This window comes from Paratractidigestivibacter sp. (assembly GCF_963660155.1).
Taxonomy (GTDB): domain Bacteria; phylum Actinomycetota; class Coriobacteriia; order Coriobacteriales; family Atopobiaceae; genus Paratractidigestivibacter.
This window is the reverse complement of record NZ_CAVKWG010000013.1, coordinates 1-12,010: the sequence shown is the minus strand read 5'-3', so window position 1 is coordinate 12,010 and position 12,010 is coordinate 1. Positions and strand designations below refer to the sequence as shown.

The 12,010-nt window shown below is 64.5% G+C and carries 10 protein-coding genes; 5 read left to right on the top strand and 5 right to left on the bottom strand.

All coding sequences use genetic code 11. The annotated features are described in order from the left end of the window. Window positions 1-49 precede the first annotated feature (49 nt). The gene (locus tag U5709_RS01705; protein ID WP_321972420.1) at window positions 50-607 is read left to right on the top strand and encodes a TetR/AcrR family transcriptional regulator; all 558 of its coding nucleotides are present in this window, start codon (window positions 50-52) and stop codon (window positions 605-607) included. A 284-nt stretch (window positions 608-891) separates the two neighbouring features. Here the strand turns inward: U5709_RS01705 and U5709_RS01700 are convergent, their stop codons facing one another. Continuing rightward, entirely contained in the window at window positions 892-2,592 is a 1,701-nt protein-coding gene (locus U5709_RS01700) for a Wadjet anti-phage system protein JetD domain-containing protein (protein WP_321972630.1), read from the bottom strand. Between the two features lie 324 nt (window positions 2,593-2,916). Here U5709_RS01700 and U5709_RS01695 point away from each other — a divergent pair, with 324 nt between their 5' ends. Both U5709_RS01695 and U5709_RS01690 read left to right on the top strand, forming a co-directional pair. Continuing rightward, complete coding sequence (locus tag U5709_RS01695; RefSeq protein WP_321972422.1) at window positions 2,917-3,237, top strand: hypothetical protein; 321 nt, start codon at window positions 2,917-2,919, stop codon at window positions 3,235-3,237. Between the two features lie 398 nt (window positions 3,238-3,635). After that, window positions 3,636-4,079: a hypothetical protein gene (locus U5709_RS01690; protein ID WP_321972629.1), complete on the top strand. Its 444-nt coding sequence runs from the start codon at window positions 3,636-3,638 to the stop codon at window positions 4,077-4,079. Window positions 4,080-4,248: 169 nt separating this feature from the next. Here the strand turns inward: U5709_RS01690 and U5709_RS01685 are convergent, their stop codons facing one another. Further along, entirely contained in the window at window positions 4,249-5,313 is a 1,065-nt protein-coding gene (locus U5709_RS01685; RefSeq protein WP_321972424.1) for a YdcF family protein, read from the bottom strand. 102 nt (window positions 5,314-5,415) lie between these two features. Between U5709_RS01685 and U5709_RS01680 the strand changes: the two genes are divergently transcribed. Both U5709_RS01680 and U5709_RS01675 read left to right on the top strand, forming a co-directional pair. After that, complete coding sequence (locus U5709_RS01680) at window positions 5,416-6,159, top strand: hypothetical protein (protein ID WP_321972425.1); 744 nt, start codon at window positions 5,416-5,418, stop codon at window positions 6,157-6,159. An 85-nt stretch (window positions 6,160-6,244) separates the two neighbouring features. Then, the gene (locus U5709_RS01675; RefSeq protein WP_321972628.1) at window positions 6,245-9,496 is read left to right on the top strand and encodes a response regulator; all 3,252 of its coding nucleotides are present in this window, start codon (window positions 6,245-6,247) and stop codon (window positions 9,494-9,496) included. Between the two features lie 143 nt (window positions 9,497-9,639). On the opposite strand, the gene U5709_RS01670 is transcribed toward U5709_RS01675, so the two are convergent. The 3 genes from U5709_RS01670 to U5709_RS01660 all read right to left on the bottom strand — a co-directional run. Continuing rightward, entirely contained in the window at window positions 9,640-10,395 is a 756-nt protein-coding gene (locus tag U5709_RS01670; protein ID WP_321972627.1) for a hypothetical protein, read from the bottom strand. After that, the gene (locus tag U5709_RS01665) at window positions 10,376-11,257 is read right to left on the bottom strand and encodes a class C sortase (RefSeq protein ID WP_321972626.1); all 882 of its coding nucleotides are present in this window, start codon (window positions 11,255-11,257) and stop codon (window positions 10,376-10,378) included. The genes U5709_RS01670 and U5709_RS01665 overlap by 20 nt, the downstream gene beginning before the upstream one ends. Before the next feature lie 33 nt (window positions 11,258-11,290). Continuing rightward, window positions 11,291-12,010 (bottom strand): SpaA isopeptide-forming pilin-related protein (locus U5709_RS01660; RefSeq protein ID WP_321972625.1); only part of this gene is annotated, 720 nt, incomplete at its 5' end.

Sequence of the window (12,010 nt, the reverse complement as noted above, 5' to 3'; positions counted from 1 at the left end):
CTCCTACGATTAGGCAGTAAAACTGTTGCCGAAACGTTCGAGGGGCCAAATGGAGACGACGAGGACCAAGGCACCGTTCGACCGCCGGGTCCGCAGGACCCGCGCCGCCATCAAAGAGAGCTTTCTCTCGCTGAGCCGCGAGAAGGGCGCCGACCAGATCACCGTCAAAGAGGTCATGTCGCTCGCCAACGTGAACCGCGCGACCTTCTACGCGCACTTCGCGAACCTCGACGAGCTGGCGGCGGCGATCGAGTCCGACGTCGCCGGCGCCATCGCCGCTCGCTGCGAAGAAGCGCTGGCAAGGACCCTGACGACCACCGTGCCCGAGGCCTGCACCATCCTTTGCGACGCCCTGCTCGAGGACCGCGAATCGCTGGCGTGGATCGCGGGGCCGAAGGCGACCGGCTGCGGCCGCGAACAGCTCCGCGAGCTTGCCCGCGCCCACTGGGAACAAGTGGCGTGCCCCGGGTCCGACGGCCTCGTGTTCGACCTGCTCTTCGACGGCTGCATCGGCCTTGCCGGGCAGTGGTGCGAGGACCCCGAGAGCCTCACCAAGGACGAAGTGAAGGCCGCAATCTGTTCCGCCGCCGAAAAACTGACCACTTGACGCTCATTTGGGCCAGATTCGGCACGGTGTGCGAGGTCCGAAAACCATTCGCGCGACTTTTCCGGGACTAAATTGGCGATTGCCGAGTAGCAGGGGCTATTTCCGCTACGTTTTCCCAGTTGAGCGAATGAGTCTACCGAGACATTTCAAATTTAGTCCCGGAAAAGTCGGTCGACATGTTCAAAGTGCCCCGCGAATGGGCTGAGTCGTCAAAAGCCGCGTCATCAAGAAGCAAAAACGGCGGACCCCACAGCTGCGGGCCCGCCGTTATTACTTCGATGCGCCTACTTAAGATCGCGCTTGGTCAAAATCTCCTGCGGAACGAGGCCGCAACCCACGATGACGGCGCGCGCGTAGTCGGCGGCCTCGGGCGTGAGGCCACCGCAGATCACCGAGGTGTCCCCCACCTCGATGTTGATCTGCCCCGTGCGCTCGTTGCTCTGCGGGTCTGGGAAGCGCTCCATCGCGCGGTCGCACATGAGCTGGTAGGCCGGCGTAAACGGCTTGACCTCGAATTTTCCGTCCAGAAGGGCCTGCAGTTTGATGAGGATATCGAGGCCCGCGCGATCGATGTCGCCCCAGTACAGGACCTCGTAGCTGTCGGCGCCAAGGGTGTCGAGCAGCAGGTGCAGGCGATTCTGCTCGAGCACGGGCATGCCGCCGCCGAGCACAACCGCGTGGATGCGCTCCCCCAGGATCTGCGAAACACCGTCCTCATACATAAGGTCGTGCACGTCAAGCCAGGGGTCCAGGTTCTCGGTAACAAGGACGCGCATGTGCTTGCGCCGGCGCGGCGCGTGGAAGACCAGGTCGGCCTTGGGCATGGGGCGATGGCGGATCAGATCCTCGACACCCATGGAGCGCAGCAGCTTAAAGCCGTCGGAACCGTACTCGAAGAACTTCTCGTCGCCGCCCATCTGGTAGGCGAGTTGACGGCGCGTGACGTCGCCGATCATGGTGCCGCTGACCACGAACTCATTGAGCGCGAGAAGCTCCTTCTCATAGAGCTGAAAGGCGCCGGGGTGCGAGAGCAGCCAGCCGTTCATCCAGAAGCGCTGGCCGAGCTGCACGATGCGGGCGCGCAGGTCGGCCTCGGTCTGGCCGCCGCGACGGATATAGGGGACCTCGGCGAGGGTTTTTCCCTGCTGCTTCGGGTTGCCGTTCTGCGAGCGGCCAGCGCCGCCGCGACGACCGCGGCCGCGAGAGACGCTCTGCGCGGGGACGGCAGGCTCGGGAGCCGAGGGGGCTTCGGGCTCGGCGGGGGGCTCGGAGGTAGAATCCGCGTCGGAGACGACGTCCGGGTCGGCGGCGACGTCCACGGCTACGGACTCAGGCTCGGCAGCGGGCTCGGGGGCGGGCGCCTCGGCCTCGGGCGCGGCGGCGGTACCCGCCCCAGCAAGAGGCTTCTCGGTGGCAACCGAAACCTCGGCCGCAGCGTCTATCTGCGGCTCATTCTGCTCTTCTGCCGGGGCGGCCTTCTTGCGAGAGCGACGCGTGCGACGGCGCTTCGGCTTCGCCTCGGGCTCGTCCGCAGGGGCCTCGGCCGGCGCGGCAATCGCGGCCGGCGCGGCAATCGCGGCCGGCGCGGTCTCCTCAACCGCAACCGCGGCCTCGACAGTCTCGACAGGCGCAGACTCGTGAGCCGCGACTTCTTCCGCGTGCGCGGCGGCGGTCTCCGCAACCGGCTCATCGGCCTCCGGAATCCGCAGCATAAACTGCTCGCCGGTGCCGTTCTCGGCCTCGACCGGCTCGAGCGCCAGCTCGCGAATCGCGGCTCTGAGCTCGTCTTTTTGCTTCGCATCTTCACCGCAGCGGCCGACGATGCGGTTCACGTCGGCTGGTTTGATGGTCTCGCGCGGGATGCGCACGAGCGAGCTCGCGATGGCGCTCGCGTGGCTGCGCAGGTGCGACGGCAGCGCCGCCACAAACGCGGCGGTAAGAAGGTTGATGTTATTACGCTCCTCTTCGGTGAGCTTGCGAGCCATAAAGAGGGTCCTTTCAATGAAATATACGGCCGAATCAGTGTACGCTATTGCGCCCCTGCGGCCTAATCGACCACACAATGCGCAGGCCATTCCCAAACGTTCAAATCATCCACTTAAATCGAATCTCAGCATTTTGGCAGCTTACCCGCGGTCCGCGGGCCTTTTTTGCCGAGCTACACAACGGCTTCCCTGCGCAACCGACCGCCGACGATTTGCCGTCGCACACCAAATCGTTGCGACCCGAGGCGCCGCCAGCGCCCATACTCGCCTCTAACGCACGCCATCCATCGCGGCCCCCAGCCGCGCCCAACTAAGGGGGATTACATGAGCAACCCGCAGGTTCAGAAGCTCGCCATCGCCTATGAGGCCCTGGCCAACGCGCTCGACGGCTTCGATTGGGGCGAGCCCCAGCGCTGCGTCCTCGGCAGCTTTACCGTCGACGGCCGCCCCGGCGAGGACGTCCACTCCGAGCTCGTCGGCAATGTTTGGATCGACCTTCCCGCCAACACCCTGGGTCGCAGCCCGGTCGAGGCCGAGGTCTGCCACATCGTCGTCCCCGAGACCCGCCACGAGGGCTTCGTTGCCCTGGCCCCGATGGACATCGACGACGGAGACGGCACCTGGGCCTGGGTCGTCATGGAGTAAGAACGCGACAGCACCGGACCGAACTGTCAGCGGGCACCTCGTGTGCCCGCTTTTTTCTTGACCAGAGGGCGTGAGACGCTCGACGCGGGCCGGAGCGCGCAAAAAAACAGGGATGGCGGCAGTTTTTTGCGAACCGTCCAAGTAGACGAATTTCGAGCAACCCGTCTACCTGCGGTTTTGTCGGATGCAAAGCGCAGGATACTCGGAGGGTTCCCGAAAAACTGCCGCCATCCCCGATTTTTTGCAGCCGAGTGGCCTGAGGCTGCCGTTTCGCGCATAATCGTGGGCCATATTTGCGCTCATTTGCATCGCGATAACCCCGCGCCCAAGAAAGAAAGCCCGCGCCGCGGGAACAAGGGCCTCAAACACCACAGGACTCGAGCGCAAAAGGAGCAGCGATGACGCACATGAGCAGAAGGTCATTTATCGGCGGCACGGCAGCAATACTCGGCGGCCTCAGACTGGCGGGCTGCGCAGCCGGCGACTCGGGCAAGAACGTCGCCGAGACCTGGGCCGCCACGCAAGACGACAGCCTCGCCGTCCTTACCATGCGGGTCGCGGGCGGCAGCGTCATTGCCATGCCGGGCGACGGTTGGGCCCCGCGCGACGACTACATCCAGCTGCAGCTCTCCGGCGGCTCCATCCCCGGCCAAGAGATCGACACCGTGACCCGCAACGGCAAGAAGCTCTCCGTCAAGCTCAAGTCGCAGGACGGCGCGGCAAGCCTCGATCTGGTCCTCACCGAGTACCGCCTCGAGGGCGGCAACGTGTCCGCCGTGGAGTCCGTCTTGGTCGACTACGGTAACGGCACCGTCGCCGACCTGCAGAAAGCCTACGAATAAGTCGCGACCTGCGGTTTGGGGACAGTCCCCTTTTTGCACACGAACCGCAGCTTCAAGCAATTCGCCCAACGATTCGGCGACGAGTCCGCAGCAAGCACGCGTGTGCAAAAAGGGGGCTGTCCCCAAACCGCAGGCAACGAACCTGTCACCCGGTGCAGCTCGGGCGGGTCTAGAAGACGCCCTCGGGCAGGACACCCGTGAGGTAGAGCGCGAAGCGGACCATGGTGAGCGCAAAGAAGATGCCCACGGCATAGCGGTTGCGCACCACGAGCGCGATGTACTCGCGGAAAAACGCTGCCGGGTAGTAGAACAGCGCCGTGCGCCCGCCAACGCAGCTCGCACGGATCCCGGCGCGGCGCGCGCACATGGCCGCGCGCAGGCAGTGATAGGAGTTCGTGGCGATGGTACAGTGGCTTGCCCCGCCGCACTCGTCGATAATGGCTCGACTGAAGCGCAGGTTCTCCTCGGTGGTCGTGGACTTGTCCTCCAGCAGAACGTCGCGCTCGGGAATACCCTGCTCAACAAGGTAGTTGGCCATGGCACGCGCCTCGGAGACGATCTCGTCGGCCCCCTGCCCGCCCGAGCAGATAATCTTCGCCTCTTGCCCGCCTTCCTCGTAGGCGCGGATGGCGGCGTCGAGGCGCCCGCGCAGAAGTGGCGTCACGCTGCCGTCGGGGCGCAGGCCGCACCCCAGCACGATGACGTACTCGCGCTCGGGCGGCCGGCGCGACCGGTAGCAGATTTCGTTGGAGATCCACACGCCAAAGAGCGCGATCGGAATGTAGCTCGCGAGCATCCTGACCATGGAGATCAAATTCTCGGCCCATTCTATAAGCCCTTGAGAATCACCCGTTCCCGGCCCCAGCGTAATCAAATACGCAACCGCCAGCATAACGACGCCAAGCCCAAAAGGCAGCAGGTGCGCGAGCGAGAACCCCTCTCGCCTCACCAGGTAGGCCCCGTCGGCAAGAAGCGCGACGCCGATGAGCGCGTACAGGATCCCGCGCCCGAAGATCACCCCGATGAACACCACTTCCATAAGCGGCGTGACCTCGACGACGCCGTCGAGCACGGCGCCCCAGAGCATATCGACCGCCCCGCCCGCGACCAGCAGAAACCCAAGCTCGAACCCGAAGCCGGTCGAGATGAGGTTCGCGCGGCGCCTCATGCGCAAATACGTTACGAGGCCGAGCACGACCCCCAAAACGCAGCAGACAGCACCCTTTAGAAACATACGGTTCCTTTCGAGTTTTAACCCAACCTCCCCATGGTAGCGCTACGATGTCTCTTGCAAACTCCGCCCCATCGCTTCCCTGCGCAAATAAGAAGGACCGCCATGCCCAAGCACCTCAGTCAAGCTCCCGCCAGCAGCCAAGCCCCCGCCGGCAGCCCCGCCCCCGCCGCCACGCCCGCCGCCGGGCAGGCCAGCCAAAACCCCCTGCTCGCCGCAGCCCAGAAGCTCTTCGGCGGCCTCAAGATGAACTGGCCCGCCGTCATCATCTTTGCCCTTGCCGCCGGCCTCTACACCGGCATCATGGGCTCCATCCCCGCGCTGGCGCCCACGTCCTTCCACGACATCTGCGTCTCCTACGAGTGCTGGGTCATCCTCGCCTTTATCATCGCCGCGAACTGCGGGAAGGGCTGGGAGGCTGCGCTCAAGATCTTCGTGTTCTTCCTGATCAGCCAGCCTTTGGTCTACGCCATCGAGGTCCTCACCGGCAACCTACAGCTGGACATGGCCATCTACTACTACCGCACCATCTGGGGCCCGGCCACCCTGTTCACGCTGCCCGGCGGCTTTGTCGCGCACCTCATCAAGCGCCAGGACCCCTTGGGCGCCATCGTCCTGGGCCTCGGCAACGCCATCTTGGCTGTCATGGCAATCAACTACGCGGCGCAGGTGCTGAGAACCCCGCCCTTCCACCTGCTCACCGTCATTGTGTGCGTGGCCACCATCTTTGTGATGACCTTCGCCATCCAGAAGACCCGCAAAGACCGCCTCATCTGCTTCGCGACCGTCGCGGCGGCGCTCGGCGCAGTCGTGGCCTACGCCCTCGTCAACCACCTCATGCTGTTTTAGCGCAGGCCCGCCGTCCGACCACGCAGCACCTGCCCGCGCAACCACCCCTCACGTATAATCTCCGCTATCTGTGAAAGGTGGGCAAATGAGCTCTGAAAACATCACCGGCGTTGACGTCAACGCCGTCATCTCGGGACTCGCTGGCAAAAACGAGGGCTCCGGCATCATCGGCGGCTACTGCGAGGAGGGCTTCCCGCTCTTCCACGCAAACGAGGCCATGGTCAGGATGCTCGGCTACGACGACCTCGACGACCTCAGGCGCGGCATCGACGGCTTGGTGGCAAACACCATCCACCCCGACGACATGGACCACGTAACGGCAGACCTCGGCTCCGACTGGCACGAGGGCATGACCTATGTGACCCAGTACCGCATGCCCCGCAAGGACGGCACCTGGTTTTGGACCGTCGACCGCGGCGAGTTCGTGCGCGCCGAGGACGGGCGACTGGCCATTCTCAGCGTCTGCACGGACATGACCAACTTCATGCAACGCCAGGCCGAACTCGAGAAGAAGACCGTCCTCACCGAGTCCATGTTCGCCAGCCTGCCCGGCGGCTACCACCGCTGCGCGGACGACCCCTACTACACCTTCCTCTATATCGGCCAGCGCTTCCTGGACATCCTGGGCTGGACCGAGGAGGAGATTCGCACCAAGTTCGACAACCGCTTCATCAACCTGGTGCACCCGGACGACCGCAAGCTCACGACAAGCTACGTGGAGCGTATCGAGTCCACGCAGGGCGAAACTCCACAGGACGAGGTCTACCGCCTGGCAGCAAAGCAAGGCGGCTGGCGTTGGGTCACCGACTCCACGATGAAGATCAGCGTGGACGGCACCACGTTCTACCAGGGATTTATTACCGACATTACCGAGTTCATAGCCGACCGCAACAAGCAGGAAAGGCAGCTGCGCGAGAACTTTGGCATCATCAACGCCCTGGGCAGCGAGTTCGAGAACCTCTTCCTGGTGCGCATCGCCGACGAGACCTACCTGGACCTTCGCCTCGACGAGACCGGCATGCACAAGGGCGCCCTGGACGCCGTCTTGCCGCACAGCAACTACATCGAGGCTTTTGGCGTCTACTTCGACAACTTCGTCGCGCCCGAGGACCGCGAGCGCTTGCACAGCCTGGTGGACAGCGGGGCCCTCGTGCGCGACACGCCCGAGCAAGGCATCCACACCATCACTTACAATCGCATCTGGAACGGCGAGACCTACCACTACCAGCTGATCTCCGCCAAGTTCACCGACGAGGACGGCCAGCCGTTCTTGGTTATCGGTTTCCGCAACATCACCAGCATCGTGGAGGAGGAGCAGCGCAAGAACGCCGAGCTTTCCACCATGCACGCCATCATCGAGGCGGCCGAGATGGGCACTTGGCGCATCGAGCTCGTTGAGGGCCAACCCGGGCGGATGTACCCGGACCGCCGCATGCTCGAGCTTCTCGGCCTTGCTGACATAAGCGACAACATGTCGCCCGAAGAGATTTACGACGCCTGGTACAGCCGCATCAAGCCCGAAACCGCGCAGTCGGTGCTGGACAGCGCGACCGCCATGGAGGCCGGCAAGCGCGATGAGAACACCTACCTGTATATGCACCCCACCCTGGGCGAGCGCTGGGTGCGCTGCGGCAGCACGAGTCGGTCGATCGAGGGCGGCTATGAGCTGCGCGGCTACCACTACGACGTCGACGACATCATGCGCGAGCAGCTTCGCCAGGAGCAGCTGCTCAAGGACGCGCTCGCCGCCGCCGAGCACGCCAGCCACGCCAAGACCACCTTCCTGAACAACATGAGCCACGACATCCGCACGCCGATGAACGCCATCATGGGCTACACTGCGCTCGCGGCCGCGCACCTGGACAACAAAGAGCAGGTCAGCGACTACCTCAGCAAGATTTCCGTCTCGAGCAGCCACCTGCTGAGCCTGATCAACGACGTGCTGGACATGAGCCGCATCGAGTCGGGCAAGGTGAGCATCGAGGAGAAGGAGACGAGCCTGCCCGACGTCATGCACGACATCCGCACGATCATGCAGGCCAACGTGAGCGCCAAACAGCTCAACTTCCTTATCGACACCGTGGACGTAGTGCACGAGAACGTGATCTGCGACAGCCTGCGTCTACAGCAGGTGCTTCTCAACATGCTGAGCAACGCGGTCAAGTTCACCGAGGTGGGCGGCACCGTGGGTCTGCGCGTCACCGAGAAGCCCGGAACCAGCTCGAGCTACGCGCGCTACGAGTTCAGCGTGCGCGATACGGGCATCGGCATGAGCCGCGAGTTCCAGCAACATATCTTCGAGCCGTTTACCAGGGAGCAGAGCTCCACGGTGAGCGGCATACAGGGCACGGGCCTCGGCATGGCCATCACCAAGAATATCGTGGATATGATGGGCGGCGAGATCTCGGTGTCGAGCCAGCTGGGCCGCGGGTCCACCTTCGTGGTGACGCTGGACTGCCGCACGGCGGACGCCCCCGTGGAGATCGGCGAGATCGAGGAGCTGCGTGGCATTCGCGCGCTCGTGGCCGACGACGACTCCGACACCGCCGTCAACGTGAGCAACATGCTGAAGAGCGTGGGCATGCGCTGCGACTGGACGCTTTCGGGCAAGGAAGCCGTGCTGCGCTCGCGCGTGGCCGTCGACGAGGGCGACGCGTACGGCGCCTACATCATCGATTGGCTCATGCCCGACATGAACGGCATCGAAACCGTGCGCCAGATCCGCCGCCACATCGGAAACGACTCTGTGCCCATCGTGATCCTTACGGCATACGACTGGGCCGACATCGAGGATGAGGCGCGTGCGGCCGGCGTGACGGCGTTCGTGTCAAAGCCGATCTTTATGTCTGAGCTGCGCGGAGTTCTTTGCCGCGAGGCCAGCGGTGAGGGGGCGGATAAGACTGCGGCAACGGAGGCTTTGGAAGCCGAAGCGGCGTGCGATGACTCTGACGTTGCCGGCACGCGCGTGCTTCTCGTCGAGGACAACACCATGAACCAGGAGATCGCTGAGGCGATTCTCTCGCAGCGCGGGATTGTGGTTGACGTGGTGGATGACGGCGAGGTAGCCGTCAGAGTACTGAGCAAGGCCAAAGCCGGCGATTATGACCTGGTGTTCATGGACATCCAGATGCCGCGCATGAACGGATACGACGCCACGCGCGCCATCCGCTCGCTGGGCAAAGCGGGCGTGGCCGAAATTCCGATTGTGGCCATGTCGGCGAACGCGTTTGACGAGGACCGCGCCCTGGCCGAGCAGGCCGGCATGAACGACTACATTACCAAGCCCATCGACATCGAGAAGACCATCGATGTCATCCGCAAGTACGCCGCCAAGTAACGCAACCGGCCTGCAGTTTGGGGACAGTCCCCTTTTTGCACACGAACCGCTGTTTCAAGCAATTCGCCGAATGGTTCGGCGACGAGGCCGCAGCGGCCACACGTGTGCAAAAAGGGGACTGTCCCCAAATTGCAGGCAAAGCGCTAGCTGCGGCGGAGCCGAGACGCGGCCATAAAGGCGATGCCAACAAGGGCAAAACCGGCGGCGACGCTAACGGCCATGGTCTCGCCGGTGGTGGCGACGCGGCCGGAGCCGGAACGCGCGGCCGCGCCCGAGGCGCCGTTGGCCAGAGAAGCGCCTGAGCCGTCGCCGGAATCGGCGTCCCCACCAGGCCTGTTCTTCCAATCGCTATCGCCATTCACGTCACTGTTGTCGGCAGCTTTTTCGAGCTTCGGCTCCACGGTCACGGCGTAGGCCGCGCTCCCGTCGGCGTCCTGGCCGGGCAGCGCGACGAGAAACGCCGAGCTCACGTAGCCCTCCCCCGCCGCGGTCTTGACCGTGGCGGCAGGCGCCAGGTACAAGCCCGGCTCGAGCCCCGCGAACGTGGCCACACCGTCGGCGCCGGTGACGCCGAAAGCAACGGCCTCGGCGCCCTGTGCCTTCGCGAACGCGGCAAGTTCCTCGGCAGCCTTGCCCCACTCGCTCGCGAGCGCGCATCCCGCAAGGTCGACGCCCGCGCCGGCAAACTCTTCGGTCAACCCGAAGGCGCCGTCCTCCCCCACGTCACCGACGCGATACAGGAAGAACCCCGCCTCCGCCACCGCGGCTCCGGAGACCTCGCACTCGACGGAAAGCGAGCAGGCGCCCGCAGCCCACGCGCGCGCCGGCGCCGCGAGCACGCACACAACGGCGAGAAGCGCCGCGAGCAGCGCGCGCACCTTACGGTTCTTGCTGATCAAGGCCTTCTCGCCTCCTTTCTTTGTTGGCCACCCCGCGGGAAAGCCAGATCACGAACGCCAAGAACACCAAGGCGCCCAGGAGCACGACCACCTGCCACCAGGCAAAGCTTTGCGCCACCTGGCCCGCGACGGTGACCTCGCCGGCGTCGCCCATGGAGTCCACGCGGTGCCCGCGCACGAGCAGCCGCTGGGTGTTCACGCCATACGGCGTGCAGGTCACGAGCGTCACGTAGTCTTCGCCGGCCTGGACCGTGAGGCTCGAGACATCGGTGGGGTCGACCACCAGGATCTGGTCCACCTCGTAGGCCAGGGTCACCCCCAACACGTGCAGGGCAAACCGGTCGCCCACCTCAAGCTGGTCCAGGTCCGTGAACAGCAGCGCCGAGGGCAGGCCTCGGTGCGCGGAGAGGACCGCGTGCGTGCCCTCGCCGCCCACGGGAAGCGAGGTCCCGTACAGGTGCCCCACGCCGGTCTGAAGCGCCTCCTCGTCGCTGCCGTGGTAGATGGACAGGCGCACCTGGATCTTGGGGATCTCGATGTAGCCCATCACCCCGTTGCCGGCGACGTTCAGAAGCGACCAGTACTCGTCGTCGGCGGGGATCTCCGCGTCCGTAAAAGCGTCGGTGAACGTCGGGCTCAGCGCCGCGTTGTAGGCCTCGGCGGCGGCGAGCACCTCGGAGTAGTCCTCGGTGCTCAGCTGCTGGACGGCCGTCTCGTAGTCGCCCAGCAGCTGGTCCTGCCGCCACTGGTTGTACAGGTTGCTGACGGCTGGGTAAAGCAGGATCGCCAGCCCCAGCAGGAAAACAAGTGCGATCAGAGCATTCGACAGCACACGACCCGCGCGAGAATGACGTTTTGCCATGTGTGCCGGCATGCCCTGCCCCCAGGCATGCGCCTACTGGCGACGACGGCGGACGACCACGAAGGCGCCCGCGGCGGCAGCCATCAGCGCGACGCCGACAACGGCGAAGAGCACCGTGCCCATGCCGCCCGTGGTGGGCAGCACGTGGGTGTTGGCGTTGTTCAGCTCGACGTCGAGCTGCCACAGATTGGCGTCATCAACGGAAACCTTCTGTACCAGCGGCGTGTCGGCAGCCTGCTGCGCAGTAAAGGAAGACATGTTGGACAGCTTGCCATTGTGCTCGCCGTCCGTGGCACTCTTATCGGAAGCTAGCGTTGCCGCGAATCGGCCGGAAGGAACCTTGTAGCCCGCGGGCGCCACGGTCTCCTGGATGTAGAGCGACTTGTTGCTCGCGGCGTCGATGCCGCGAATTTGGAAGGTGCCGTCATCGCCGGTTTCAATCTCGGTTACCGCACCGCTGGCGTTGGCGTCGGTCGTGTACTGGTAGTAGATGATGTTGCCGGAAGTATCCTTCAACGGGATGAAGCTCATCGCATCCGTTGACACGGCATCGGCGAAGACCTGGAACTTAGCGCCGGCCAGCTTCTCGTCGGAAAGCGAGCCGAACTTGGTCAGCTTGAGGCCGTAGGTGTACACGGTGGTATTCGAGGCGGTGGTGGTGAACCGAGTGTCCGCAGCGCTGGTGTTGTAGGAGAGCGTCGCGGAGTTGGTGCCGTTCATGGTGCCGGTGGAGACCATGTCGCTCGTCGGCAG

Coding starts and splice junctions, on each gene's coding strand:
- U5709_RS01665 (WP_321972626.1), bottom strand. CDS start 11,257: ATGGCAAAACGTCATTCTCGCGCGGGTCGTGTGCTGTCGAATGCTCTG.
- U5709_RS01690 (WP_321972629.1), top strand. CDS start 3,636: ATGACGCACATGAGCAGAAGGTCATTTATCGGCGGCACGGCAGCAATA.
- U5709_RS01685 (WP_321972424.1), bottom strand. CDS start 5,313: ATGTTTCTAAAGGGTGCTGTCTGCTGCGTTTTGGGGGTCGTGCTCGGC.
- U5709_RS01705 (WP_321972420.1), top strand. CDS start 50: ATGGAGACGACGAGGACCAAGGCACCGTTCGACCGCCGGGTCCGCAGG.
- U5709_RS01695 (WP_321972422.1), top strand. CDS start 2,917: ATGAGCAACCCGCAGGTTCAGAAGCTCGCCATCGCCTATGAGGCCCTG.
- U5709_RS01680 (WP_321972425.1), top strand. CDS start 5,416: ATGCCCAAGCACCTCAGTCAAGCTCCCGCCAGCAGCCAAGCCCCCGCC.
- U5709_RS01700 (WP_321972630.1), bottom strand. CDS start 2,592: ATGGCTCGCAAGCTCACCGAAGAGGAGCGTAATAACATCAACCTTCTT.
- U5709_RS01675 (WP_321972628.1), top strand. CDS start 6,245: ATGAGCTCTGAAAACATCACCGGCGTTGACGTCAACGCCGTCATCTCG.